General features: G+C 64.6%; 21 protein-coding genes and 2 tRNA genes. 6 read left to right on the top strand and 17 right to left on the bottom strand.

Annotated features, from left to right (window positions below; translation table 11 throughout):
* Window positions 1-49 precede the first annotated feature (49 nt).
* Window positions 50-385: a preprotein translocase subunit YajC gene (gene yajC / locus ACT2BZ_RS18410; protein WP_457936682.1), complete on the bottom strand. Its 336-nt coding sequence runs from the start codon at window positions 383-385 to the stop codon at window positions 50-52.
* 169 nt (window positions 386-554) lie between these two features.
* Here yajC and ACT2BZ_RS18405 point away from each other — a divergent pair, with 169 nt between their 5' ends.
* Window positions 555-1,433, top strand: coding sequence for an ATP-binding protein (locus ACT2BZ_RS18405; protein WP_457936680.1), 879 nt, complete (start codon window positions 555-557; stop codon window positions 1,431-1,433).
* Window positions 1,434-1,495: 62 nt separating this feature from the next.
* Here ACT2BZ_RS18405 and ACT2BZ_RS18400 read toward each other — a convergent pair whose 3' ends face one another.
* From ACT2BZ_RS18400 to ACT2BZ_RS18355, 10 genes are all read right to left on the bottom strand, one after another.
* Window positions 1,496-2,314, bottom strand: a complete 819-nt coding sequence (locus tag ACT2BZ_RS18400) for a tetratricopeptide repeat protein (RefSeq protein ID WP_457936678.1) — start codon at window positions 2,312-2,314, stop codon at window positions 1,496-1,498.
* Between the two features lie 670 nt (window positions 2,315-2,984).
* Complete coding sequence (locus tag ACT2BZ_RS18395; RefSeq protein ID WP_457936676.1) at window positions 2,985-4,247, bottom strand: OmpP1/FadL family transporter; 1,263 nt, start codon at window positions 4,245-4,247, stop codon at window positions 2,985-2,987.
* Window positions 4,248-4,607: 360 nt separating this feature from the next.
* Complete coding sequence (locus ACT2BZ_RS18390) at window positions 4,608-7,511, bottom strand: valine--tRNA ligase (RefSeq protein WP_457936674.1); 2,904 nt, start codon at window positions 7,509-7,511, stop codon at window positions 4,608-4,610.
* 144 nt (window positions 7,512-7,655) lie between these two features.
* Window positions 7,656-8,429 carry a PopZ family protein gene (locus ACT2BZ_RS18385; RefSeq protein WP_457936673.1) on the bottom strand — a complete coding sequence of 258 codons (774 nt, stop codon included), beginning with the start codon at window positions 8,427-8,429 and terminating at the stop codon, window positions 7,656-7,658.
* A 198-nt stretch (window positions 8,430-8,627) separates the two neighbouring features.
* Complete coding sequence (locus tag ACT2BZ_RS18380) at window positions 8,628-9,983, bottom strand: TolC family outer membrane protein (RefSeq protein ID WP_457936672.1); 1,356 nt, start codon at window positions 9,981-9,983, stop codon at window positions 8,628-8,630.
* A 210-nt stretch (window positions 9,984-10,193) separates the two neighbouring features.
* Window positions 10,194-10,865: a protein-L-isoaspartate O-methyltransferase family protein gene (locus tag ACT2BZ_RS18375; RefSeq protein ID WP_457941379.1), complete on the bottom strand. Its 672-nt coding sequence runs from the start codon at window positions 10,863-10,865 to the stop codon at window positions 10,194-10,196.
* A gap of 480 nt (window positions 10,866-11,345) precedes the next feature.
* Window positions 11,346-11,419 (bottom strand) — tRNA-Cys (locus ACT2BZ_RS18370).
* A gap of 151 nt (window positions 11,420-11,570) precedes the next feature.
* The gene (locus ACT2BZ_RS18365) at window positions 11,571-12,344 is read right to left on the bottom strand and encodes an alpha/beta fold hydrolase (protein WP_457936671.1); all 774 of its coding nucleotides are present in this window, start codon (window positions 12,342-12,344) and stop codon (window positions 11,571-11,573) included.
* Between the two features lie 35 nt (window positions 12,345-12,379).
* Complete coding sequence (locus ACT2BZ_RS18360; RefSeq protein ID WP_457936670.1) at window positions 12,380-12,889, bottom strand: DUF192 domain-containing protein; 510 nt, start codon at window positions 12,887-12,889, stop codon at window positions 12,380-12,382.
* Window positions 12,890-12,914: 25 nt separating this feature from the next.
* Window positions 12,915-13,511 carry a cold-shock protein gene (locus tag ACT2BZ_RS18355; protein ID WP_457936668.1) on the bottom strand — a complete coding sequence of 199 codons (597 nt, stop codon included), beginning with the start codon at window positions 13,509-13,511 and terminating at the stop codon, window positions 12,915-12,917.
* Window positions 13,512-13,732: 221 nt separating this feature from the next.
* On the opposite strand from ACT2BZ_RS18355, the gene ACT2BZ_RS18350 reads away from it, so the two are divergent.
* Complete coding sequence (locus ACT2BZ_RS18350; RefSeq protein WP_457936666.1) at window positions 13,733-14,173, top strand: VOC family protein; 441 nt, start codon at window positions 13,733-13,735, stop codon at window positions 14,171-14,173.
* A gap of 15 nt (window positions 14,174-14,188) precedes the next feature.
* On the opposite strand, the gene ACT2BZ_RS18345 is transcribed toward ACT2BZ_RS18350, so the two are convergent.
* Entirely contained in the window at window positions 14,189-14,725 is a 537-nt protein-coding gene (locus ACT2BZ_RS18345) for a DUF1697 domain-containing protein (RefSeq protein WP_457936664.1), read from the bottom strand.
* Window positions 14,722-15,978 carry a threonine ammonia-lyase IlvA gene (gene ilvA, locus ACT2BZ_RS18340; RefSeq protein ID WP_457936662.1) on the bottom strand — a complete coding sequence of 419 codons (1,257 nt, stop codon included), beginning with the start codon at window positions 15,976-15,978 and terminating at the stop codon, window positions 14,722-14,724. The genes ACT2BZ_RS18345 and ilvA overlap by 4 nt, the downstream gene beginning before the upstream one ends.
* Before the next feature lie 112 nt (window positions 15,979-16,090).
* On the opposite strand from ilvA, the gene ACT2BZ_RS18335 reads away from it, so the two are divergent.
* The 3 genes from ACT2BZ_RS18335 to ACT2BZ_RS18325 all read left to right on the top strand — a co-directional run bounded on the left by ACT2BZ_RS18335 (window position 16,091) and on the right by ACT2BZ_RS18325 (window position 19,925).
* Window positions 16,091-17,491, top strand: a complete 1,401-nt coding sequence (locus tag ACT2BZ_RS18335) for an aminopeptidase P family N-terminal domain-containing protein (RefSeq protein WP_457936661.1) — start codon at window positions 16,091-16,093, stop codon at window positions 17,489-17,491.
* 174 nt (window positions 17,492-17,665) lie between these two features.
* Complete coding sequence (locus ACT2BZ_RS18330) at window positions 17,666-18,670, top strand: alpha/beta hydrolase (RefSeq protein WP_457941378.1); 1,005 nt, start codon at window positions 17,666-17,668, stop codon at window positions 18,668-18,670.
* Between the two features lie 97 nt (window positions 18,671-18,767).
* Entirely contained in the window at window positions 18,768-19,925 is a 1,158-nt protein-coding gene (locus ACT2BZ_RS18325) for an alpha/beta hydrolase (RefSeq protein ID WP_457936659.1), read from the top strand.
* A gap of 32 nt (window positions 19,926-19,957) precedes the next feature.
* On the opposite strand, the gene ACT2BZ_RS18320 is transcribed toward ACT2BZ_RS18325, so the two are convergent.
* Both ACT2BZ_RS18320 and ade read right to left on the bottom strand, forming a co-directional pair.
* The gene (locus tag ACT2BZ_RS18320; protein ID WP_457941377.1) at window positions 19,958-20,374 is read right to left on the bottom strand and encodes a L,D-transpeptidase; all 417 of its coding nucleotides are present in this window, start codon (window positions 20,372-20,374) and stop codon (window positions 19,958-19,960) included.
* A 113-nt stretch (window positions 20,375-20,487) separates the two neighbouring features.
* Window positions 20,488-22,299 carry an adenine deaminase gene (gene ade / locus ACT2BZ_RS18315; protein ID WP_457936658.1) on the bottom strand — a complete coding sequence of 604 codons (1,812 nt, stop codon included), beginning with the start codon at window positions 22,297-22,299 and terminating at the stop codon, window positions 20,488-20,490.
* A gap of 369 nt (window positions 22,300-22,668) precedes the next feature.
* On the opposite strand from ade, the gene ACT2BZ_RS18310 reads away from it, so the two are divergent.
* Window positions 22,669-22,754, top strand: a tRNA-Leu gene (locus ACT2BZ_RS18310).
* A gap of 120 nt (window positions 22,755-22,874) precedes the next feature.
* Here the strand turns inward: ACT2BZ_RS18310 and ACT2BZ_RS18305 are convergent.
* Window positions 22,875-23,864, bottom strand: coding sequence for an alpha/beta fold hydrolase (locus ACT2BZ_RS18305; RefSeq protein WP_457936657.1), 990 nt, complete (start codon window positions 23,862-23,864; stop codon window positions 22,875-22,877).
* Window positions 23,865-23,999: 135 nt separating this feature from the next.
* Complete coding sequence (gene wrbA, locus ACT2BZ_RS18300) at window positions 24,000-24,599, bottom strand: NAD(P)H:quinone oxidoreductase (RefSeq protein ID WP_457936656.1); 600 nt, start codon at window positions 24,597-24,599, stop codon at window positions 24,000-24,002.
* Between the last annotated feature and the right edge of the window lie 129 nt (window positions 24,600-24,728).

Genomic DNA, 24,728 nt, shown 5'->3' with positions numbered 1-24,728 from the left:
CTGTCGCCGCTCCGCCTCTATTGTCACACGAGGGTCGTGTCGGCTGCGGCTATTTCTTGGCGTTCTGGTTCGCGACGGGCTCGCCCTTGACCCTGACGTCCGCGATCGTCGAGCGCAGCGCCGTAACCTTCATGCCGCCGCCGAGATCGATCTCGAGCTCCCCATCGTTGGCCTTGGTCACCTTGCCGACGAGACCGCCGCCGGTAACCACCGTGTCGCCGCGCCGGATCGCCGCCAGCATTTCGCCGCGCTTCTTCAACTGCGTGCGCTGCGGCCGGATGATGAGGAAATACATGATCACGAAAATCAGGACAAACGGCAAGATACTGATCAGCATGTCCGGGCTCGCACCCGTGCCCTGCGCGTAAGCGGGTGTCACAAACATCAAAAACTCCTGATAATCGGGGGGGCCGTTTGCGGCCCTTGAAAGTTGCCGGAATATAGTCGCTAAAGCATTCTTTGCAACCGCGATTGCTGGGCATTCCGCCGCTTTTCGGGCCAGTTTGCCCGTGTTACAGCGTCACGCTCCGTGCTTTTCAGGGTGAACCACCGCAATGACCGACAAGACGATCGAAACAATCGCCGGGAAGCTCGACCTGCTGATCGAGGCGATGAACCGCCTTGCGCCGGCAAAAGGCGCGCCCGCCGACCTTGGCGGCGCCGACTGTTTCGTCTGGTCGGCGGAGGCCGGAGCGCTGGAGCCGGTACACCGTGTCAACCGGGTCGATATCGGCCTGATCAAGGGCGTCGACCGGGTGCGTGACATCCTGGTCGACAATACGGAGCGCTTCGCGGCCGGGCTGCCTGCCAACAACGTGCTCCTGTGGGGCGCGCGCGGCATGGGCAAGTCGTCGCTGGTCAAGGCGGTCCACGCCAGCATCAATGCGGCGAAGGCTGCCGGCACACAGCCGCTCAAGCTGGTCGAGATACACCGCGAGGACATCGATTCGCTGCCGAAGCTGATGACGGTGCTGAAGATCGCGCCCTATCGCTTCATCCTGTTTTGCGACGACCTCTCCTTCGACAATGACGACACATCCTACAAGTCGCTCAAAGCCGCGCTCGAGGGTGGCGTCGAGGGACGGCCGGACAACGTGATCTTCTACGCGACCTCGAACCGGCGCCATCTGCTGCCGCGCGACATGATCGACAATGAGCGCTCGACGGCCATCAATCCGTCCGAGGCCGTCGAGGAAAAAGTGTCGCTGTCAGACCGCTTCGGCCTGTGGCTCGGCTTCCACAAGTGCTCGCAGGACGACTACCTCGCCATGATCGACGGCTATGTCGCCTATCACCGGCTGGAGATCGACCCCGAGCTGCTGCGCGCCGAAGCGCTCGAATGGGCGACAACGCGCGGCAGCCGGTCGGGCCGCGTCGCCTGGCAGTTCACGCAGGATCTTGCCGGCCGGCTTGGCAAATCGCTGCGGCCCTGACGACAAGGCCGAACGGCTGATGACTGTCGGTTGGAGATTGTGGCGGCGTCTGCGCGGGCGCGCTACTGGCTGCCCTTGACGAGAAAATCCTGCGCCAGCGCGATGGCGGTTCGGCGGTCGGCTTCCGGGGCCAGCGAAAAGGCCTCTTCCTGCATGTTGCGGATCCACTGACGGTCGGCAGGTGCCGCGTGTTCGAGGGCTGCCGTCATCATGGCGAGCCCGCGAACGACCTTGCCGCTCTGGAACAGCAGGTTGCCGAGCGTTGCCTGCGCGCCGGCATGGCCCTTTTCGGCCGCCAGCTGGAACCAGCGCCCGGCCTGGCGAACGCTGGCCTTCACGCCGCCCTCGCCCTTCAGAAACATGTTGCCCATCTCGTACTGGGCATTCGGATTGCGGTAGTTGGCGGCAGCGCGCATGTAATATTCCTGCGCGGCGATCGCGTTCGCCTTGACCGGGCTTCCTGGTATGCCTGCCTTGAGGTAGCCGCCGAGCGCCACCAGCGCGTCGGAGACATAGCTTTCCTCGGGGCTGCCTGGCTCGACGTCCTGCTCGGCGATCTCTGAGAAGAACTTGAAGGCCTCGAAGTCGTTGCGCGCCACGCCGTCGCCGGCGGCATACATGCGCGCGAGCTTCCAGGTAGCGCCGATCTGGCCATTCTCGGCGGCGTAACGGTAGGCTTCGGCGGCCTGGTCCTTGTGGCCGCTCTTGTAGGCGGAGTAGCCGAACTGGAACACCGCCCAGGGATTGGATTCGGCCCGGACCTCGCCGCTCTCGTCGAACATCTTCTCGTCGAAGGCGAGCGCCTCGCTGGAAGCAACGGCGACGGTGGCGGCTACGAGACCACCGAAAAATGCAACCCTGACAAACTCAGACATGAGCATCGCAACTTGTTTCTTTCACACCACGGCGGCGCGCATTCGCGCCAGTGCCCGCGGACACAATCGTCAACCAACCCCTGCCCATGATGCCTGAGACGGATGGCCGGACCCTGGCCATCGTCGTCGTCGAACCGCAGGCGACGTCGCCGATGCGGGCGGGGACGCCGGGTGCGGCATGCCTGAGAACATGCCGGCCGGAAGATCGTCGACCGCGAGACTCAGACTGCAGGCCTTTTTCGGCCAAAGTGGGGCCACCCTTGTTGGGGGTGCCGCATGCCTCGCCCACGGCAATATGCCAGAGCGCCGAAGCATGTCGGCCGGGCAGGCTGTGACTGGGCGTGGCGTTGGCTACCATGATCTATCTTGCCGCTCCTTGTGCGGCCCTCCCGACAACTGCGCTTGCACCGCATCCGCTCGGGAGGACCATCGGGTGCGCCGCGATCGTGGCGGGAAATGGGCAGATTTCCCATCCCGGCTTATAGCGCAGAGGTTCTTGAGATAGTGTTGCCGAATCGTCACAAATGTTGCGGCTGAATCAAGACAAAGCCGGTTTTGTCGAGGCTACGGCTGTCCCAAACGCAAAACTGCGCGGCAAGGCCGCGCAGTTGCATTCACTCACATCGCTCGCCGGTTCCTCGGAACCGTTGCGCAGGATCGTGTCCCGCCTCGTCGCCTACCAGCTGATCTTGTAGCCGGCCGACAGGGCGTAGGCCCAGTCGGCGCCAACCGAATAGGCGAAGCTCGCACCGGGATCGTAGACGCCGACAAACTCGGAGGTCTGGGCCGATACGCTCGCCGCGGTCAGGTAGGAGACAGCGCCGCCGAAACGGACCTCACCGCCGAGCTTGTCCTTGAGCGCCACACCGGCAGCAAGCGTGTAGGTGTCGCTCAGTGCGTCCTCGGTGGTCGACACGCCGCGATCCCAAGTCAGGCCGACGACACCCGAGATGTTTTCGGTAAAGGCGTGGCCGACGCCACCGGTGACGGTCCAGCCGTCTCGGTAGTAGTATTCGAGCTCGCGGACGCCCGGCAGTGGGCCGCCAGATACTGTGTAGTCAAGCGTGTCCAGTGCGCTCCAATCGGTCCATTTTATGGTACCGAATGCGAGCCAGCCCGGGGCAATGCCCGACTGAAGCTTTAATTCGACCGATTGTGGAAGTGTTCCGTTGCCAACCGCAGTTCCTTGGGAAAATGGCGGCAAGGGCCCCCCCCCATCGAGATCGACGCCGTCAAGCGTAGTGGAAAAAGTACCGTTCGGCGTATGGTTCACCTCCGAGCGGTAAAGAATCTGGGCTCTCAGCGCGATCTCAGGTATCTCATAGGCAGCGCCGATACGGTATCCGGGCTCATAGTCGCCGTCGAACTGCAACGTCGCACGCGAGTCCGTCAGGTACGGGACCCACGGTGCGAACTGAACCGTCTGCGAATAATCGAAATTCTCCAGGAACCCGCCGCCGATCAGCCATGCGCGGCCCTTTGCGAGATCGAACTTGTAGCCGCAGGTCACGCCGAACTCGTCGGTCGTGAACCCTTCCCTCACTGTCCCTGTACCGTCGGCTGCCGCTCCAAACATGATTGCCTGCGGGCCATACTCCGAGTCTGCACCAAAAGGTTGCGTATAGGTGCCGGCGCAGCGGAGGTCGTCGGAAAGGTTGAACTTCACCGCCGCCGACGGGATGGCATAGGTCTGGCTGTACTTGCCATCAGTTGCCCCTACGGGATCGCTGCCGAGCCCACCCTGCAACAGCGTGGGGGGCGTCAAAGTCTCGTAGCGGCGCTGCGGCATGACGATCGTCAAGCCGGCGCGCATGTTGAAATTGCCCTCTTCGAAGATGAGGTCGGTGTCGGCGGTACCCCTCGAAAAGCCGCCCGCGTTCGCGCTTCCGATAGCGGCCAACGATCCGGCCAGAAGCGCAACTGTGCGCAGGCTGTGCATGGCTATGGTCTCCTCCTGATAAGAACGTACCAAATCTAAAATTGAATCAATGAACGCTAGCAACTGGAATTTCGGACGATTCGGAGAACGGAGCCACCAAACTGACCGCTGGAGACAGGTCCGGCCTGAAACGGCATGGCCCTGTCTCTCGCTGGAGCGATAATCCGCCAACCATGCTGAACAAAAACCTAATGAGATCAAATGCGTGGCGGGACCGGGGCCGCCTGCCCCGGGCCTGTTACAAAATTGCCACAAAAAAGAGCGAATTGTGCTGGTGCGACAATGTTACCTTAGGTGACAAGAGCCCGGTCCGCCGCGCTTCCCCGGCCAGGCGTGACGAATCGCTGCCGCCCGGCCGGATCAGTTCCCGCCGACAACCCTCGAAAGGGCAGTTGTCAGCTTTTCCTGCGCTTCGCGGAATTCGGCCAGCTTCTCGCGTTCGGCGGCAACAACGTCCTGAGGCGCATTGGCGACGAAACGCTCGTTCGACAGCTTTTTCTCCAGCCTGACAAACTCTTCGCCCACCTTCTTCAGCTCCTTGCGCAGCCGCGCCGCCTCGGCGTCGAGGTCGATGAGGGCGCCGAGCGGCAGGCAGGCGGTCGCCTCGCCGACGACGAACTGCGCCGCAGAGGCAGGCGCCGCGTCGGCATGGTCGATCGAGCCAACGCGGGCGAGTGTCTCGATCGCCGCGGCGTGGCGGACAAGCCGCTGGCGCGTTTCCTCGTTGGCACCGACGAGAACCAGCGGAGCGACTGCCTTGGCAGGAACGTTCATCTCCGCCCGCACAGAGCGGATGCCGGAAACGAGTTCGACCAGCCAGTTGATCTCGGCTGCGGCATGAGCATCGGAAAATTCCGGGTTCGGCCATGGTGCATGGCAAAGCAGCGTCGAACGGCCGTTCTCGCCGGCGGTCTGTGCCCACAGCTCCTCGGTCATGAACGGCATAACCGGATGCAGCAGCTTGTAGATCTCGTCGAGCACGAAGGCCATGACCGCGCGGCTTTCGGCCTTCTCGGCCTCGTTGTCGCCCATGAATATCGGCTTCAGCAGTTCGACATACCAGTCGCAGACAAGGTTCCAGACGAAGCGATAGGCCGCTCCGGCCGCCTCGTTGAAGCGATAGCCGGCGATCGCCTCGGTGATCTCGTGCGTGGCCCGCGTCAGCTCGGTGAGGATCCAGCGGTTCACCGTCAGCTTGGCATCGTTCAGCCAGAACTCGTCATTGCGCGCGACCCCGTGCATCTCGGCGAAGCGTGTGGCGTTCCAAAGCTTGGTGCCGAAGTTGCGGTAACCGGCGATGCGCTGCGGATCGAGCTTAACGTCGCGCCCCTGCGCGGCCATGATGGTCAGCGTGAAGCGCAGGGCGTCGGCGCCGTACTCGTCGATCAGCTCCAGCGGGTCGATGACGTTGCCCTTCGACTTCGACATCTTGGCGCCGTTCTTGTCGCGCACCAGCGCGTGCACATAGACGGTGTGGAACGGCTCCTCCTCCATGAAATGGAGCCCCATCATCATCATGCGGGCAACCCAGAAGAAAATGATGTCGAAGCCGGTGACGAGCACCGAAGTCGGGTAGTAGCGCTGCAGTTCCGGCGTCTTGTCCGGCCAGCCGAGCGTCGAGAAGGGCCATAGCGCCGAGGAAAACCACGTGTCGAGAACGTCCTCGTCGCGGGTCAGGATCTCGCCGGGCGCGAAGTTCTCAAGCTTCTCCTCGACCCAGGCCTTCCATGGCCCCTCGAGCGCCAGGTAATACTCGACTGCGGCGTCCAGCGCTTCCTTCTCCGTCTTCTCGACGAAGACATGGCCGTCCGGTCCGTACCAGGCGGGGATCTGGTGGCCCCACCAGAGCTGGCGCGAAACGCACCACGGCTCGATGTTCTCCATCCAGTCGAAATAGGTCTTCTCCCAGTTCTTGGGCACGAAGTTGGTGCGGCCCTCGCGCACCGAGGCAATCGCCGGCTTGGCCAGCGTCGCCGCGTCGGCAAACCACTGGTCCGTCAGCATCGGCTCGATGACGACGCCCGAGCGGTCGCCGAAGGGCTGCATGATCTTCTTGTTCTCGACGAGCGGCTGCGCGTTGCCTTCCTCGTCCGTCACGGTAACGGCTAGGCCCTCGGCGTTGATCGCATCGACGATCCGTTTGCGGGCGTCGTAGCGGTCGAGGCCGCGATATTCGTCGGGCACCAGGTTGATGTCGTCGATCTCTGCCTCGCCTGGCACATCGCCGCCCTTCGCGATGGCAAGCGCCTGTGCGGCGCAGACGGCATAAGGCTCACCGTCGGTGCGCATCGCCGCCCTGGTGTCCATCAGGCGGTAGGCAGGAATGCCGTTGCGGCGGGCGACCTGATAGTCGTTGAAATCGTGCGCCCCGGTGATCTTGACGGCGCCCGAACCGAATTCCGGGTCGGGATACTCGTCGGTGATGATCGGGATCAGGCGGCGGTGCTCCTTGGGTCCGACCGGAATCTCGCAGAGCTTGCCGACGATGGGCGCGTAGCGCTCGTCAGATGGATGGACCGCGACCGCGCCGTCGCCCAGCATGGTCTCGGGCCGCGTCGTGGCGATAGCTATGTAGTCGCGCTCTTCCTGGAACACGACGTTTCCGTCGGCGTCCTTCTCGACATAAAGATAGGTCTCGCCGCCGGCCAGCGGGTACTTGAAGTGCCACATGTGGCCGTCAACCTCGCGGTTCTCCACCTCGAGGTCGGAGATCGCGGTCTCGAACTTGGGATCCCAGTTGACGAGCCGCTTGCCGCGGAAAATCAGGCCCTGCTTGTAAAGCGTGACGAAGACCTCGAGGACGGCCTTGGACAGGCCCTCGTCCATGGTGAAGCGTTCGCGCGACCAGTCGCACGAGGCACCGAGGCGCTTCAGCTGGTTGAAGATGATCCCGCCGGATTCGGCCTTCCACTCCCAGACCTTGTCGACAAACTCCTCGCGCGTCATGTCGCGGCGGTTGATCTGGCGTTCGGCCAGCTGGCGCTCGACGACCATCTGCGTGGCGATGCCGGCATGGTCCATGCCCGGCTGCCACAGCACGTTCTTGCCGCGCATGCGCTCGAAGCGGACGAGGATGTCCTGCAGCGTGTTGTTGAGCGCGTGCCCCATGTGCAGCGAGCCGGTTACGTTCGGCGGCGGAATCACGATGGTGAAGCTCTCGGCTTCCGGCTGCGCGCCAGCACCGGCGGCGAAAGCGTCGACGCTCTCCCAGGTCTTGGCGATCTTCGGGTCGACGGCCTTGGCGTCGTAGGTCTTGTCAAGCATGGGGATGCGGTCCGCACTGTCCGGATTGTGGTCGGACCGGTGTAAATCCGAAGGGCCGGGCCAAGTCAACCGCACCCTCGCCCGGCGGCAGGTGCAAATGAAAACGCCGCCCGGAGGCGGCGCGTTCGTGCCGGGCGTGCCGCGTTATTGCGAGCCGCGCGCCACGCGTTCGATTTCCTCGCGCACCAGCCGCTCGACCAGCACCGGCAGGTTGTTGTCCAGCCAGTCGCGCAGCATCGGCTGCAGCATCTCCTGCGCCATGTCGTCGAAGGTCTTCTGGCTGCGCGCAGCAAATGCCTCGGACAGTTCGCCGAAGGAGGCCGCGATCTTGCGCTCGGCCTGCTCGGACAGAATCGCCGTGCGAGCCAGCGAACTGCTTTCGCCGTCAGCGGATTTCGAGACCGCAGGAACGGAGGGGGCAATTGTGGCTGGGAAGGGTTCAGGCGCGGCGGCCTGTGGTTGCGCGTGTGCTTCGTCTTCGGCGCCGTCGGCGGCGTCTTCGTCGATCGAGACCTGACCGGCCTCTTCCTGGCGCTTCATTTCGGCGGTTCGTGCCCGCGCGTTGTCGATGGCCATTCTGATCCTTTCCTCGGCGGCGAGGCGCTCGGACGCAGGCGCCCGATCGGTATCCCAGCGTGCCGGTGGCGGCGACAGGTCTGCCTCGTCCGCGTCCCCGGCAGCCTCGTCCTTGCGGACATTGTCCTGCGCGGCGGCCTGTTCCATCTTCGCTTCGGGACGCTTTTCCTCGGCCGGCACGCGCAGCTCGTTGCGGAAGGCATCGACCGCGATGACGTTCTCTTCGGTCTCTTCGTCGTCGGCCGGGTCGGCCGCCGGCATCGCCCGGGCTGCCGACGATGGCTTTTGCCCGGAATCATTGTCCTCGATGATCCGCCGGATCGAGGCCAGTATTTCTTCCATCGAAGGTTCGCGCTGAGCGCTGCTAGAAGGCACCATCGTCACATCCGCCGCCTTTGTGACCCGATCCGATCTGCCCGGCCAACCCGGCAGGGCCTCGAATCATGGTGCAAGCGTAGCCGACGCGGGGGCGCGGGTGAATCCCCAAAGTCGGAAGTCCCGGGATTTCAACAGATTGCGGAGAAACTGCGCCGAAGCGGATCAGCGCCCGTCCGGCGTGCGAAGGCCGTACCACTTGTCCTTGACGGCGTCGTAGTGCTCCTGCGGCTGGTAGACCGCCACATGCAGGCCGAGGGTCTGGGCCGACAGCCGGCCCGCGGCAGACAGGATGGCATAGCTTGCCACCACGACGTCGCGCTCTGAACTGGCGAGATTGATCTGCGCCGAGATCACGTCGGCCTGTGCATTGAGCACGTCGAGCGTGGTGCGCTGGCCGACATTGCGTTCCTCGATAACGCCATCGAGCGCGAGCCGCGCGGCGGAAACCACCTCGCGGTTCGCCGAGACGCTCTCGCGCGCGGCAACATACTGGGTCCAGGCCGAGACCACGGCGTTGCGAACCTGGTCGCGGCTGACATCGACCTCGATGCGCGCCTGGCCGAGCGATTCCTTCGACTGGCGGATCTGGGCGGACGCCCGGCCGCCCTGGTAGATCGGCACGGTCAAGGTGGCGCCGATGCTGGCGGAATTCGTGGTGCCATCTCTCGCGCCGGACGAGCCGACGCCCGGAAGGCTGTTGCTATAGGAACTGGTGACACCGGCCGAAGCCGAAATCTGCGGCAGGAGCGAGCCTTCAGCCGACTTGACCGAGTAAGCCGCCGCGTCGACCAGCTGCTGTGTCGCGAGAATGGCGGGATGCTGCGTCTCGCTCAGCGCAATCGCGCTGGACAGGTTGTTGGGCAGGAGCTTCGAAAGCGGCGCGGCACCCTTGAGGTTGCCAGGCTGCTCGCCGATCACCCGTCGGTAGGTCGCCGCACTCGATTCGGCCTGTGCCCTGGCGGCCGCCAACTGGGCGACTGCCGTCGCGCGGCTGGCATCAGCCTGTGCGACGTCGGTGCGGGTTCCCTCGCCGACCTCGAAGCGCGAACGCGCGGCGCGCGACTGTTCGGTCAGAAACTGCAGGTTGCGCTCCGTCAGAACGGCAATCTGACGGTCGCGGATCACGTCCATGTATGCCGCTGCCGCATCGAACAGCGTGTTCTGTTCCTGGTTGCGCAGGCTCTCGTTCGACGCCCTGACCTGCGCCTCGGCGGCGCGGACGTTGTTGCGCGTCTGGAAGCCGTCGAAAAGGTTCTGCTGGATGCTGACCCCAAACGAACCGGTCGTCAGCTTGGTCGTCCCCGAGCTGCTCGTCGAATTGCTGGTGCTGTAATTGATACTGCCGCTGCCGGCGATGAACGGACGATGGCCCGACTTGGCGATCGGCACGCTCTCATCGGTTACACGAACGCCGGCGCGAGCAGAATTGAGGGTCGAGTTGTATTCGTAGGCCTTTGAGAGCGCGCCAAAGATGGTTTCGGCGGATGCTGCCGCGGACGTGAGTGCCGTCGCCGACATGAGTACTGCGGCGAAGATCCTATTGACTGCCAACGGCACCAGCGTCCCTCATTCATTTCAGCGCCGGACCCGAAGGCCATTCCGGCGCACACCCCTCAAAGGCATTCCAGTTTCCGGCCAGTCTGGCGAGTCCTTGGCCCAGCTATTCCCCAATAATGCCGACAAAGTCCAGAGCAACATGAGAAGAACGCATGCGCAAGTATTATCCGGTCAGAACTGGAAGCTGGCGGCTCGTTCGAAGCCGGGCAGTGGCATTACTGCCGCATTGAAAGCGTTTCGACCGGTGACGGCGCCGTTCGACTTGACGTAGATGCGCGCAACGCCTGCGTTTCCGCTCCCCTCCACGACGACCAGGCGACCACCCTCGCCGAGTTGCGCAGCCAGCGATTCGGGCAGGTCGGCAACGCTGCCGCCGACGACTATGACGTCATAGGGCGCCTTGCCAGTATGGCCGGCGGCGAGCGCACCGCGCACCACAGTAACATTGGCAGCGCCCATTTCGGAAAGGATCGATTCGGCCCTTTCGGCCAGCGCCGGATCGCTCTCGAGCGCAACGACCGACTTGGCCAAATGCGATAGCACGGCGGCTGCGTAGCCGGTGCCGGCGCCAACGTCGAGCACCTTGTCGGAAGGAGCGATGTCGGCAAGCTGCACCAGCTTGGCGAAGGGTGACGGGCGCATCATGTAGCGCGCATCCGGGCCGCGCGAAGCCGAAATCAGGATGTTCTCGTCGATATAGGCAAGGCCGATGCGCGACTGCGGCACGAAGCGCTCACGCGGCACCTTCAGCATCGCCGACAGCACCGGCGCGCTTGTCACATCCGTGGTGCGAATCTGGCCGTCGACCATCTTGATGCGTTGCTCGGAGAAATCGGTGTCCATCATTGCCTGGCCATCTCTATGGACACGGGCAAATGCCCGATCAGATCAGTCTACCACGACGTAGGTGCGCTGGCACCCTGTGCCATCTCCCGACCTCCCTGGAAGGCCGTGAATTCCGCAGATTCCGCGTGTTGGCGCAGGGTTTGACAAAAAATGCCGTCACGGTCAATCAATGACTTGCGCGACCCCCAAACACTCTTCATCGGCTGCCAGCGAGACCGCACCCTAGCCCAGGCACATAGCGCGGTTGTTCAGGTCGTCCCCGGCAACAAAAGCTGTCCACCATCGCGCGGCACGGCGCCGGAAGCGCTTTCGCGGCCCGGTTCTGCCGGCTGTACCTCAGACGTCTGCCAGATCACGAAGCAGCCGATCTAGCGGACGAAACGAATCCCTTGAGAAGCAGGTCGGGCGTCCCGGATCGAAATTGCGCAGGATATGGATGGCTGATCTGAACGTCGCGCCACATGGGCTGTGGCAGCGTGGAGGCCTCGCCCGGAATCGAACCGGGGTGCAAGGATTTGCAGTCCTCTGCGTAACCACTCCGCCACGAGGCCTCGCCGCTTCGGACGTCACAGCGGCTTCAATAGGTTGCGGTGAAATGGCCGTCAAGCCGTCGACTGACGATAGCCCGCGTTTCCTCACATTTGCGTGAAGAACTCGTGATCGCAATGGGTCGGCGCGGTCAGCGCCGGCGCTCCCGAACGCTCAGCGCGGCGCGATCGGGTGCTGCGCCAGGAAGCGCACGACACGTTCCTTGAAACTCCTGTCGCCCGTCGCCAGCATGTGGTCGCGGCCCTCTATCGCAAAGCTCTCCGCGTTCGGCATCAGCCTTGCCAAGCCCTCGGGCGAACCGCCGATGTCGTCCCTGGTGCCGACCGCGACGAGCGTCGGCTGGGCGATGCCGGCCACGTCGTTTTCGCTGAGCAGCTCACGCGACGTGGTGATGCACGCTGCCAGAGCGTGGCGGTCGCTCCTGGTCTGGTCGGCAAAGGCGCGGAAGGTTTTTCCGCGCGCATGGGTGATCGCCGCGGGATCTTCGGCAAGCAGAGCCTCGGCGATCGGGTCCCATTCGCCAACGCCGTCGACCATGCCGCTGCCCAGCCCGCCGAACACCAGCGTTGCCACCATCCGGGGCTCGGCCATTGCCAGGAACGCTGCAATACGCGCGCCCATCGAATAACCCATCACATGCGCCCGATCGACCCCGAGATGGCGCAGCAGCGCCGCGCCATCGCTTGCCATCTTGGTGGGCTCGTAGTCGGCCGGTTCGTGGCTCTTGGTCGACTGGCCGTGGCCCCGGTTGTCGAAGGCGATGGTCCGGTAGCCTGCGTCGTTCAGTGTCTTCACCCAGCCCGTCGAGACCCAGTTCACGACATGCGACGAGGCGAAGCCGTGGATCAGCAGCACGGGCTCACCGCCCGCCTCCGCCTGCTGGTCGATATAGGCCAGCCTGAACCCGTCGTGCTCGAAAAACTGCATGGCGCCAGCCAGTCCTTTCAGTATCGAAACCAGCTCTACCCCCCGGACGCGCCAGCGACGTCCATCACTGGGTGGTCGAGCGTGTCGCCGCTGCGGATGCCGGCCCGTTCGGCGGTGCCGCGCTTCAGTTCGAGCACGAAACGCACCGGCTCATCAGGCCCGATGGACGCCTCCGAGAAAGGTTCGCCGGGCAGGATGTCGCGCACCTTGCGGTCGGCGCCAATGAAGACGAGGTCGAGCGGCATGGGCGTGTTCTTCATCCAGAACTGGACGGGCCGAGTCTGCTCGAAGACGAACAGCATGCCGCGGTCGTCGTCCATGGATTGGCGGAACATCAGGCCGGCCGAGCGCTCGCTCGGGTCGTCGGCAATCTCGACGGTGAAGGAATGCGTGCCGGAGGACGTGCTGGCAACCAGCGGGGCCGGGTCGACCGGCAGCCGCATCGCCTGGCCGGCTGAAACGGGTTGCGGGAGATTGAGGTAGAAGCCGAGTGCGGCAACGATGACGGCGATGGCCGCCACGGCCAGCAAGGTATTTCGCAGCATTGAGGCACCCCTGGCCGGCTCGCGCCTAGTGCGAGACCGGCAAGGTACCGATATCGGGATGAATTTCGGCAGCCATAAGGCCCTTGTCGCCGCGGCCGAACCTGACAAGCACCACCTGTCCCGGCCTGAGCTCGGTCAGTCCGTAGCGCCGCAGCGTTTCCATGTGCACGAAGATGTCTTCCGTGCCTTCGCCGCGCGTCAGGAATCCGAACCCCTTGGTGCGGTTGAACCACTTGACCAGCGCGCGCTCCAGACCGCTCTCGGGTGTCACCACCACATGCGTGCGCTGTTCCTGCATTTCGGCAGGGTGTACGGCGGTCGAATTGTCCATCGAAATGACGCTGAAAGCCTGCAGTCCGCGGTCGCCCTGCTTGACCAGGCAGACGATGCGAGCGCCTTCCAAGGCTGTATGAAATCCGTCGCGCCTGAGACAGGTTACGTGTATGAGGATGTCCCCCATATCGCCGTCGTCGGGGAGAATGAACCCGTAGCCTTTGGCTACGTCAAACCACTTGATTGCCCCCGAAACCTCGACCACCCCGGTAGAAGCGTCGTTCTCGGCGCCCTTCCGTTCTTCGTTCGTGGCTTCGTCCTGCCTCCTGAAAGAGGCCTTTTCCCCCATAAGAACGCCCCCTGTCGTCAATTACCACCGCTGATTCTGTCTGTAAGATTAACACTGCGCGCCGTCAGATGCGCAAGGGCCGGGGCTTCGGTTTTTTCACATTTGCCCAGACAAATACTGGATGTGTTCTTTGTGGCTGCGTGCAACCGGAGAGATTTCCCGGTTGCCGAGCAAGCCGCCCGCGCCATATGTTCCGGCCTCTTCAAACGACAGGAGTCGCCATGCGCTATCTTCACACAATGGTCCGCGTCACCGATATCGACGCCTCGCTGGACTTCTACGTCGGCAAAATGGGCATGAAGGAAGTTCGCCGGCACGAGAGCGAGCAGGGCCGCTTCACGCTGATCTTCCTCGCCGCCACGGACGATATCGCGGCAGCAACCGACAGCAAGGCGCCGCTCGTCGAGCTGACCTACAACTGGGACCCGGAGGAATATACCGGGGGCCGGAACTTCGGCCACCTCGCCTATGAGGTCGACAACATCTACGAGACCTGCCAGCGCCTGATGGACAAGGGCGTCACGATCAACCGGCCGCCGCGCGACGGCAACATGGCCTTCGTCAAGTCTCCCGACAACATCTCGATCGAACTGCTGCAGAAGGGCCCGGCGCTGGAGAAGGCCGAACCCTGGGCCTCGATGCCCAACACCGGCAGCTGGTAGCCGACCGGTCGTCGCTCAGGTCGCCTGCGCCATCCGATCAAGCGCCATGACCGTGCGCCAGTTGCGCGCGGTCGAGGCGACCCCGAGGACGCGGTCGATGACCGGCGGCAGCTTCGACCTGCCAAAGCCGTCCGGGACGTGGAAGTACAGCGTGCGTCCCTCAACGACCACCCTCTCCCGCTCCGTCGCGCGCGCCTCGAGCGCCGCGACAGCGGCGGCTTCCGGCGCACCCGCCAGCACGAAGGCATGCAGCGTCGTCGGCTCGGCGACCGCTTCGGGAAACGGGTTGCGGGCGACCAGCCTGGTCCAGTCTGCGCGGCTGACCAGCATGATGTCCTTCTCGAAACCGAACCGCTCCTTGACGATGGCGGCGATCCTCCTGCGGGTCTCGATGGCGCTGGATCCGGACGCCAGCACGGCATTGCCCGAGTTGATGTAGGTTTCCACGCTGCCGAACCCTTCCTCGGTCAGCGCCGCGCGCAGCAGCGCCACCGGTAGTCGCGTGGCTCCGCCGACGCCGCGAAACAGCACGACGAAAACCGTCCCGCTCAAATCACCAGCCCCGCGATCTCCTCGTTGTCCGTAATGTCCTGGTAGCCCCAGCCGGCCTCGTCGAAGCGACGCGCCAGCGCGTCGAAATTCCTGCGGTCCTTGGTCTCTATCCCGATCAGCACCGAGCCGAAATTGCGCGCCGACTTCTTCAGGTATTCGAAGCGGGCAATGTCGTCATCGGGACCAAGGAGGTCGAGGAAGTCGCGCAGGGCGCCGGGGCGCTGGGGAAACCGGAAGACGAAGTATTTCTTCAGGCCCTCGAAGCGCAGCGCGCGCTCCTTGACGTCGGGAAGCCGCTCGAAATCGAAATTGCCGCCCGAGACCACGCAGACCACCGTCTTGCCCTTCAGTTCCTTGCGCGAGAAGTCCTTCAGCGCGTCGATCGCCAGCGCGCCTGCCGGTTCCAGCACAACGCCCTCGATGTTCAGCATCTCGATCATCGTCGCGCAGAGCCGGTTCTCGGGAATCAGCCGCGTGCTGTCGGCGGGAAAATCCTTCAGGTAGCGGAACGGCTCGCGGCCGATCTCGGCGACCGCCGCGCCGTCGACGAAATTGTCCACTGCGGGCAGCTTCACCCGTTTGCCGGCGAGAAGGCTCTCATGCAGGCTCGGCGCCCCGTCAGGCTCGCAGAAGACGAAGCGCGTCGCAGCCTGCCTCTCGCCGAAATAGCGCGTCGCGCCGGCCGCCAGCCCGCCACCGCCGACCGGCAGCACCAGGATGTCGGGATCCTCGCCGCCCGGCATCTGCGCGGCGATCTCGTGAGCGACGGTCGCCTGCCCCTCGATGATGTCCGAATGGTCGAAGGGCGGCACCATGTGCGCGCCGCTCTCCTCGGAGAACTGCTGGGCGGCGCGCAGGCAGGCGTCGAAATAGTCGCCATGGAGCCTGATCTCGACGAACTCCCCGCCGAACAGCCGCGTCTTGTCGATCTTCTGCTGCGGCGTCGTCACGGGCATGAACACCACGCCCTTCTTGCCGAAATGGCGGCAGACGAAGGCAAAGCCCTGCGCGTGGTTGCCGGCCGAGGCGCAGACGAAGAGTTCGGCCTTGTTGCCGGCAGCCAGCGCCTTGCGGAAGAAATTGAAGGCGCCGCGGATCTTGTACGAGCGCACCGGGGTCAGATCTTCGCGCTTCAGAAGTATTCGTGCGCCGGTCTGCTTGGATAGATAGTCGTTTTCCTGCAACGGCGTCTCGGGAAACAGCGCCCGCACTGCCTCGGCCGCCGTCGCAACCCTGGCTGAAAATCCGGCCATCGATAAATCCCCGGAGCGTTGCAGTCTGGCCCTCTCGGGGCCGCGCCTTCGCTATTGCATATCGACCGCGACGAAGCCACCGTGACGGCAGCAGGCGCAGCGGAGTCGGATCATGGCACTGGCAGTCGGACTGAAGAAGGTCGCGCTCCCCGAATTTGGTGAACCCTCGGTCCAGCCCGCACTCGCTCCCGGGCTCCACGCCGAGCGCATCGAGGCGTTGCTGGAACGCGGAACGGCATCCGGCTTCGACGCCTTCGCCGTCTATGGCGACCGCGAGCATTCGGCGAATGTCGCCTATCTCAGCGGCTACGACCCGCGCTTCGAGGAAACGCTGCTGGTCATCGTGCCCGGCCGCACGCCGCAATTGCTCGTTGGCAACGAGGGCTGGGGCTATGCCGAACTGTGTGCCGGACCCTATGAGCGCGTGCTCTACCAGACCTTCTCGCTGCCGGGCCAGCCGCGTGACCGCATCCGTGCGCTGGGCGACATCCTTGCCGATTGCGGCCTGCGCGACGGGCAGCGCATAGGCGCCATAGGCTGGAAGCCGTTCACGCCCGAGGATGCGGGGCTCGGCGAAACCGCGCTCGACCTGCCCTCCTTCGTCGCCGATGCGCTGCGCGCCGTGGCCGGCACCGGGGGCGCGGTGGTCAACGCCGCCGGACTGCTGATGGACCCTGCCGACGGTCTTCGTTCGATCAACGAGGCCGACCAGCTGGCCGCCTTCGAGTTTGCCGCCACCTTCACCTCGCAGGGCGTGCGCAACGTGATCGAGGGCATCCGCCCGGGCATGAGCGGGTTCGCCGCCGCGAGGCTGATCGGCATGAACGGCCTGCCGCAGAGCTGCCATCCGATGCTGAGTTCGGGCAGCCGCGCTTTCTACGGCCTGCCCAGCCCGTCCTTCGAGATCATCGAACGCGGCGACCCGGTGACGGTCGCCTATGGCGTGCAGGGCGCGCTCAACGCGCGCGCCGGCTTTCTCGTCGAAGACGCTTCAGAGCTGCCGAAAGACATTGCCGACTATGTCGAGCGCCTTGTCGCCCCCTATTTCGCCGCCGTCGTCGACTGGTACGAGACGATCGGCATCGGCGTTGCGGGCGGCGCGCTCTGGAAGGCGGTGCATGACCGCATCGGCGACCCCTTCTTCGGCGTTTCGCTCAATCCGGGCCACCTCATCCATCTCGATGAATGGATGCATTCGCCGGTCTACGAGGGCTCGGACATTCCGCTGCGCTCGGGCATGGCGCTGCAGGTCGACGTCATCCCGGCAACCGGCACGCCCTTCTTCACCACCAACATCGAGGACGGTATCGCGCTTGCCGACGAAGCGCTGCGCGAGGAGCTTTCGGCGCGCTATCCCGAAGCCTGGAGCCGCATCCAGCAGCGCCGCGATTTCATGGCGGGCGAGTTGGGAATCAGGCTGAAGCCGGAGGTCCTGCCCTTCTCCAACATTCCCGCCTTCCTGCCGCCGTTTTGGCTTTCTCGCAACAGTGCCATGGCCGTCGTCGCCCGCTAGCGGATTTTCCGGCCTCTCGCCATGCAAATGCCTTGTTCGGGCTGTCCGGGAAGGCTCCGCCAAATTTTTGGGCCGCGCGTGGCCGGAGAGCAGTCAAGAGTGTTGAAGAACAGGTTCGTCGTCGTGTTGCTGGGACTTCTGGTCACGGGGTGCATCACGCAGCCCGAAGCCGACATGCTGGGAACCTCGTCGGTGCAGGTCTCGCCGACCGAGATCTCCGGCAATCACAGCATCTTCGTCGCCACCACCCGCGACTTCGCCAAGAACACCGGCAAGGTGTTCGACAACTCGCGCTCGTCGGTGCTCAACTTCGCCCGCGTCAACGTCACCGTGCCGAAGGTCCACAAGACCGGCCAGATCGAGCGCCACAAGCCCGGCAAGCCCGACGACCCGCTGCAGTTCTTCACCGCCACCGATGTCGTCGCCTACGAGACACAGCCCGATTTCTCGAACGCGCTCAGCGCCGACATCGCGGCACGCGGCGGTCGCGCCATGATCTTCATCCATGGCTACAACACCGCCTTCGACGACGCCGTCTACCGGGCGACGCAGATCGCGCATGATTCGAATTACGGCGGCACGCCCGTGCTGTTCTCCTGGGCCTCGGGCGGCAGCTCGACCGACTATGTCTACGACCGCGAAAGCGCCAGCGTGGCGCGCGACCAGCTTGAGGTCACGCTGCGCGTGCTCGCCCAGTCGGGCGCGCGGCGCATCGACATCGTCGCGCATTCGATGGGCACCTGGGTGACCATGGAGGCGCTGCGCCAGCTGGCCATCCGCGGCGACCGCGACCTCGGCGGCAAGCTCGGCGATGTTGTGCTCGCCTCGCCAGACATCGACGTCGATGTCTTCAAGAGCCAGATGCGCCAGTACGGCAAGCCGAAGAAGCCGTTCTTCCTGCTGCTGTCGAACGACGACCGCGCGCTCCGGCTGTCGGGCATCCTTGCCGGCAACAAGCCGCGCCTCGGCGACTACAAGAACGCTGCCGACCTTGCCGACTATGGCGTCGTCGTCGTCGACCTGTCGAAGGCAAAGGGCGCCGACAGTTTCAACCACACCAAGTTCGCGGACAATCCGGAGATGGTGAAGCTGCTTGGGCAGCGCCTGCGCGAGGACGACGGTTTTGCCAGCGACCGTGTCGTCACCGACCGCATCAACATGCTGCTCAAGGGCTCCTGAGCATCGAGGCCCGGCGCATTCGGGGGTGGACCCCGGGTCGGGCCAAGGCTATGCGGGCGATCAGCGAAGGTGCCGGGGGGCGCTTGAGGGTATGTCCGTGCGTCTGAAATCGATCATCGTCGTTGCCTGCGCCGTCGCGCTCGCCGGCTGCGGCAACAGCCGTCATCACGAGCTCATCGCCGTGCAGGCAGCGCCGGCGCCCGAGACGGCGGTTGGCTCGCGCCACGCCATCTTCGTGGCGACGACGCGCACCCAGGCGGAGAATGCCAGCGTCGTCTTCGACAGCGGACGGTCGCCGACGCTGAACTTCGCCAAGGTCGACGTGACGGTGCCGGAGGGCCACCAGACCGGAAACATCGAGCGCGCCAAGGACGGAAAGCCGGGCAACCCGGCGACCGATTTTGCCGCTCGGGACGTCGTCCACTATCCGTCCGAACAGGATTTCGGGCAGGCGGTCGGCGTCGATATCGCCCAGCGCGACGATCGCGTCCTGGTCTTCGTGCACGGCTACAACACCGGCTTCGACGACGGCGTCTACCGCATCACGCAGATCGTCAACGACACACAGTATCCGGGCACGCCAGTGCTGTTCTCCTGGGCCTCGGCGGCCAAGACCACCAATTACGTCTACGACAACAACAGCACCACGGCCGCGCGCGACGATCTCGAAGCGACGCTGCGCATGCTGGCGAAGTCGCCGGCCAAGAGCATCGACATCATCGCCCACTCGATGGGCAACTGGCTGACCATGGAGACGCTGCGCCAGCTCGCCATTGCCGGCGACCGCGACCTGGGCGGCAAGCTCGGCTATGTCGTTCTGGCCTCGCCCGACATCGACGTCGACGTCTTCAAGAAGCAGATGAAGCGCTACGGCAAGCCGGACCGGCCTTTCGCGGTGCTGCTGTCGGACGACGACCGGGCGCTGAAGATCTCGCGGCTCATCGCGGGCGACAAGGCGCGTGTCGGCGACTATTCGGATGCCGAGGACCTCGCCAGCCTCGGCGTGACCGTGGTCGACCTCACCAGCATCAAGTCGAGCGACCGGCTGAACCACGCCAAGTTCGCCGACAACCCGATCCTGGTGCAACTGCTCGGCGACCAGTTGAAGGTGCCGGCGAGCCTTGCCTCGGCCGAAACGCAGGGCGAGCAGCCGATCGACACGCTCGGCAAGGATGTCGGCAAGGCCGTCGGCTCAGTCGCCGAGATCATCATCACGACGCCGTTCAAGGTGCTGACGATCGGCACCAACCAGTAGGGTGGCGCCGCCGGTTCGCCGGGAGCGTCCGCCTAGTGGCGGACGACGATGCGCGTGTTCTTCAGACCCTCGGAACGCGCCAGCGAAAACAGCTTCGCGGCATGGGCCGGCGAGAGGCGCACGCAGCCGGCCGAGGCCGGACGTCCGAGACGCTTGGTCTGGTAGGTGCCGTGCACGGCATAGTTGCCGTTGTAGAAGATCGAATAAGGCATCGGCGCATTGTTGTAGCGGCTCGACTTGTGGTGGCGCGACAGCCATTTCGCCGTCCAGGCGCCGGTCGGCGTGACCTTGCCGCGCCGCGCGGTGGAAACGGGCCAGCGCCCGATTACCCGTCCGCGGTGGGTGACCGTCATCGTCTGGGACGACAGCGATACCGTCGCCGTCAACGTGGCCGCCGCGGCCGTGGAGACCTGCGTGAAAAGGGCGAATATCGCGAGAAACGTAGCTATGCGTGTCATGTCATCTGCTGCCTGTTTTGTGTCGGCGGCATTAGGCGCGAAAATTCCTTAGCATTTTGTTGAAAGCGGTGACCCTGCGTCAAGTCCCGCCGGGTTGCTGCCCACTAGACGAACAGATCGACCTTCTCGAAGGTCCTGACGTCGATCAGCCCGACGTCGGAAATCCGCAGTTCCGGGATCACCACAAGCGCCAGTAGCGAGTGCTGCATGTTGGCGTTGTTCAGGTCGCAGCCGACCGCGCGCATCGCCTCGGTCAGCTTCTCGGCCTTGGCCGCGACGATCTCGGCCCGCTCGTCCGACATCAGGCCGGCGATCGGCATTTCGACCAGCGCCAGTTCCCTGCCCTCCGAAAACAGCACGAAGCCGCCGCCGACCTCGGCGAGACGGTTGGCCGCGAGCGCCATGTCGCGCTTGTTGGTGCCGACGACGATGATGTGGTGGCTGTCATGCGCCACGGTCGATGCCATCGCGCAGTCCTTCTTGTAGCCGAAGCCCGAGACGAAGGCGTTGCTCACCTTGCCGGTGCCGCGATGCCGCTCGACCACGGCGATCTGGCAGACATCGTTCTTTCGGTCCATGGCGACCAGCCCGTCCTCGACCAGCAGGTCGGCCTCGAGCGCCTTTGTCGGCGCCTGGTTCTCGATGACGCCGATGACGCGCGCCCGCACCTCGTTGGCGCCGGCCGGTGCGGCGATGTCGAAGTCCTCCGCTGCCACCTTGCGGCCGAGATGCACCGTGTTGCGGGCGCTCTCGGGGTAGTCATAGGCCGGGATGTCGATGGTCAGTGCGCCATCCTTCGCCACCAGCACGCCGCGCGCATAGACCTCGTCGATCGTCATGGCGGCAAGGTCGGAAACGATCAGGAAGTCGCCCTGCCGTCCCGGCGCGATCGACCCCGTCTCGCGCGCCAGCCCGAAATGCTCGGCGGTGTTGAGCGTCGCCATCTGGATCGCCGTCACCGGCTTCAGCCCCTGCTGGATGGCGTGGCGCACGACGCGGTCCATGTGGCCTTCCCTGACCAGCGTACCGGAATGGCTGTCGTCGGTGCAGAGGATGAAATTGCGCGGGTCGATGCCGCCCTCGGTCACTGCCTTGACCTGCTCGGCGACGTCGTACCATGCGGAGCCCAGCCTCAGCATCGCCTTCATGCCCTGGCGCACCCGCGCGATGGCGTCGTCGGCGCGCGTGCCCTCATGATCGTCGGCCGGTCCGCCTGCGGCATAGCCGTGGAACGGCAGGCCGAGATCGGGCGAGGCGTAGTGCCCGCCGACCGTCTTGCCGGCCCTGATCGTCTCGGCGATCTCGCCTGCCATCACCTGGTCATTGGCAATGACGCCCGGAAAGTTCATCACCTCGCCGAGCCCGATGATGTTTTCCCATGTCATCGCCTCGGCGACATCGGCGACGCCGAGCGAGGCGCCGGCATTCTCAAGTCCCGGCGCGGAAGGCACGCAGGACGGCATCTGCACATGCACGTTGACCGGCATGGCCAGCGCCTCGTCATGCATCAGCCTGACGCCGGCCAACCCCAGCACGTTGGCGATCTCGTGCGGATCGATGAACATCGAGGTGGTGCCATGCGGGATGACGGCGCGGCAGAACTCCGTCACCGTCACCATGCCGCTCTCGACATGCATGTGCGCGTCGCAGAGGCCGGGCACCAGATAGCGCCCGCCGGCATCCACGACCGTCGTCCCCTCGCCGATGGCGTGGCTGGCGTCAGGGCCGCAATAGGCGAAGCGCCCGCCGACGATCGCGAGGTCGGTGCCGGCGATGATCTCGCCCGAATGGACGTTGACCCAGCGCCCGTCGCGTACCACGAGATCGGCCGGCTTGCGCCCGGTCGCGACGTCGACCAGCGTGGTTGCCATGTCCGCCCAAGGCTGCGGCTTGTTGAATTTCCTGTTCTGCGACATCGCCCCGACTCCTGTTGGCGCGACATTGCCAAGCCGAAGGCTGTTTGGCCAGCGCCTGGCGGCCTCCGGCACTTCGCGAAGACTTCCCCAACGGCAGATCTTTCGAAGCCTGTTGCTCGCTACCGCCAGATAAATGAAAGTGTAAACGGCAATTAACCTTGTCGTGTAAGGTTAATTTTGTGTTTAGATGGCAATTCCAACGTGCCTGATGCACATGATGGTCGGGGACGCGGGACATCAAAAGCCGGCGTGCGGCGTTGGGTTCAGGGGTATGCCCGTCGGCCGTTTCGCGTCCCTCCGCAAGGATTGTTGCCCCGCGCACCAAGGCTCCTTGACGATCCCTTTCCCAGGCTTGAAAAGGTTGGCCACGCGGACGTGGCGAAACTGGTAGACGCAAGGGACTTAAAATCCCTCGGCCTATGGCCTTGCGGGTTCGATCCCCGCCGTCCGCACCAGCCCAGGTTGCTGTCCGTGCAAGCCGAGCGCCCGCCGCTCGCCGATTTCCTCGACAATCCCGGGGTGCCACCGGAATTCGGCGGCCCCGCCCTTCCGCCGGGCGCCCGGCGCGCAGCTACCTATCCCTGTCCGGACGCTTTGCGTTCGCCGAACGCACGCTCGGCGATGCGCCTGATGAAGGCGGCGACGCGATCGCGGGCGACGAATTGCGGCATGTGACCGATGCCCTCCAGTATCTCAAGGTCGAGCCCGGGAATGGCAGCCTGCATCGGCACGCCGTGCTTCTCGTGGTCGAGCACGCGGTCGGCAGAGCCGAACAGGATGCCGGCGGGCAGGGAAATCTCGCCGTAGCGCGCCTCGATGTGCGCCAGGTCGTGCTCGATTGCCACCGTGTCGCTCGCAGTGGCGAAGAAGTGGCTCGGCCGAAGTCCCGACATGCCACCGCCCTCGACGATGTAGTCGGCCGGCCATTTCTGCGGTCCGAAGACAAAATCGAGCGTCTGCGGCGCATATTTCAGCGAGGCCGGCACGGCCAGCGTATGCGCCATCAGCCAGCGGCGCAGCGGCGAGCGGATATAGAGCCCCTTGAACTCCGGAGGCACCGTCGCCTCCATGTGGGTCAGCGGCGCCAGCAGCGCGATGCCCGAGATCGTTTCCGGATGATTGACGGCGACCGTCAGCGCAACCGCGCCGCCGAGCGAATGACCGACGAGCAGCGGCTTTTCGAGACCCAGTTCGCGAATGAAGCCAACGATCGTCTCGGCCTGCTCGGGCAACCGTCCGGACGTGGAGTGCGAACGCGTCGAGTAGCCCGAGCCCGGCCGGTCGAGCGCGACAAGCCGGTAGCCGTCGAGTTCGCCGAAGAGCGGGTGGCGGAAATGATGGAGCTGCCCGCCCAGCCCGTGGATGAACAGGATCGGCGGGCCCTCGCCCGCCTCGACATAGTGGATGCGATCGCCGCCGACGGTGACGAATTTTCCGGAGGCCGGCACCATTCGCTCGGCATCGGCGGCAATACGACGGGTCGCAACCACGAAATAGCCGACCACGGCCGCAACAATGAGGAAGGCCGCGCTGGCAACCCAGCCCATGGCGCTCAAATAGGTCATCGTCTCTCCGCGAAGGATTCGCGTGCAGACTAACGTCGCGACGCGCTTCGGCAAGGTCCACTTGGCCGCGCCCTCGGCAACAAAAACGGGCGGCCCCAACCGGACCGCCCGCTTCACACCCTGTCGGCACCCGTATCAGCCGTGCAGCTTGGCGGTGATCTCGGCCATGCGCTTGCCCTGGAATTTTGCGCCCTCGAGTTCCTGCTCGGAAGGCTGGCGCGATCCGTCGGTCTCCGAGGTCGTGGTCATGCCGTAGGGCGAACCACCGCGCACCACGTCGTTGCCCGACTGGCCCTGGTAGGCATAGGACAGCGGCACGATGACCATGCCGTGATGCTGCAGCAGGACCTGCGCGTTGATGATCGCCATCTCGGCGCCGCCGTGCTGGGTCGCGGTCGACGACATGACGGTCGCAACCTTGTTGACCAGCGCACCCTTCGCCCAGAGCGGACCGGTCTGGTCCCAGAAGTTCTTGATCTGAGCGGCCATGCCACCAAAGCGCGTCGAGACGCCGAGAATGATGCCGTCATACTGATCTAGTTCCAGCGGCTCGGCGATCGGTGCGTCCTGGTCCAGCTTGTAATAGGCGGCCTTGGCGACGTCCTCGGGCACCAGTTCCCTGACCCGCTTGATTGTCACGTCGGCGCCGGCTTCGCGGGCTCCTTCGGCGGCGGCCTTCGCCATCTTTTCCATGTGGCCCCAGCTCGAATAGTAGAGCACCAGAATCTTAGCCATCGTCTTCTCCGTCGGTTTGTGAATGGGGAGGATGTGTTGAGGCGGAATGCCTGGAGGGCAATCTAGGGGCCGCATCGTTCGGTGGAAGGCCACCGGTTGCCGACAGTTCGTTCACAAAACGACGAACAT

The organism is Mesorhizobium sp. 10J20-29 (assembly GCF_054130485.1).
The sequence above is the reverse complement of the archived record's forward strand: the minus strand, read 5'-3'. Positions and strand labels throughout refer to the sequence as shown.

What these genes read in the sequence shown, in the direction of transcription:
- ACT2BZ_RS18385 (WP_457936673.1), bottom strand. Translation starts at nt 8,429, where the DNA reads ATGGAAGAAATACTGGCCTCGATCCGGCGGATCATCGAGGACAATGAT.
- ACT2BZ_RS18360 (WP_457936670.1), bottom strand. Translation starts at nt 12,889, where the DNA reads ATGCTGCGAAATACCTTGCTGGCCGTGGCGGCCATCGCCGTCATCGTT.
- ACT2BZ_RS18380 (WP_457936672.1), bottom strand. Translation starts at nt 9,983, where the DNA reads ATGTCGGCGACGGCACTCACGTCCGCGGCAGCATCCGCCGAAACCATC.
- ACT2BZ_RS18330 (WP_457941378.1), top strand. Translation starts at nt 17,666, where the DNA reads ATGCTGGGAACCTCGTCGGTGCAGGTCTCGCCGACCGAGATCTCCGGC.
- ade (WP_457936658.1), bottom strand. Translation starts at nt 22,299, where the DNA reads ATGTCGCAGAACAGGAAATTCAACAAGCCGCAGCCTTGGGCGGACATG.
- ACT2BZ_RS18305 (WP_457936657.1), bottom strand. Translation starts at nt 23,864, where the DNA reads ATGACCTATTTGAGCGCCATGGGCTGGGTTGCCAGCGCGGCCTTCCTC.
- ilvA (WP_457936662.1), bottom strand. Translation starts at nt 15,978, where the DNA reads ATGGCCGGATTTTCAGCCAGGGTTGCGACGGCGGCCGAGGCAGTGCGG.
- ACT2BZ_RS18375 (WP_457941379.1), bottom strand. Translation starts at nt 10,865, where the DNA reads ATGGACACCGATTTCTCCGAGCAACGCATCAAGATGGTCGACGGCCAG.
- ACT2BZ_RS18405 (WP_457936680.1), top strand. Translation starts at nt 555, where the DNA reads ATGACCGACAAGACGATCGAAACAATCGCCGGGAAGCTCGACCTGCTG.
- ACT2BZ_RS18350 (WP_457936666.1), top strand. Translation starts at nt 13,733, where the DNA reads ATGCGCTATCTTCACACAATGGTCCGCGTCACCGATATCGACGCCTCG.
- ACT2BZ_RS18335 (WP_457936661.1), top strand. Translation starts at nt 16,091, where the DNA reads ATGGCACTGGCAGTCGGACTGAAGAAGGTCGCGCTCCCCGAATTTGGT.
- ACT2BZ_RS18400 (WP_457936678.1), bottom strand. Translation starts at nt 2,314, where the DNA reads ATGCTCATGTCTGAGTTTGTCAGGGTTGCATTTTTCGGTGGTCTCGTA.
- yajC (WP_457936682.1), bottom strand. Translation starts at nt 385, where the DNA reads ATGTTTGTGACACCCGCTTACGCGCAGGGCACGGGTGCGAGCCCGGAC.
- ACT2BZ_RS18355 (WP_457936668.1), bottom strand. Translation starts at nt 13,511, where the DNA reads ATGGGGGAAAAGGCCTCTTTCAGGAGGCAGGACGAAGCCACGAACGAA.
- wrbA (WP_457936656.1), bottom strand. Translation starts at nt 24,599, where the DNA reads ATGGCTAAGATTCTGGTGCTCTACTATTCGAGCTGGGGCCACATGGAA.
- ACT2BZ_RS18390 (WP_457936674.1), bottom strand. Translation starts at nt 7,511, where the DNA reads ATGCTTGACAAGACCTACGACGCCAAGGCCGTCGACCCGAAGATCGCC.
- ACT2BZ_RS18395 (WP_457936676.1), bottom strand. Translation starts at nt 4,247, where the DNA reads ATGCACAGCCTGCGCACAGTTGCGCTTCTGGCCGGATCGTTGGCCGCT.
- ACT2BZ_RS18365 (WP_457936671.1), bottom strand. Translation starts at nt 12,344, where the DNA reads ATGCAGTTTTTCGAGCACGACGGGTTCAGGCTGGCCTATATCGACCAG.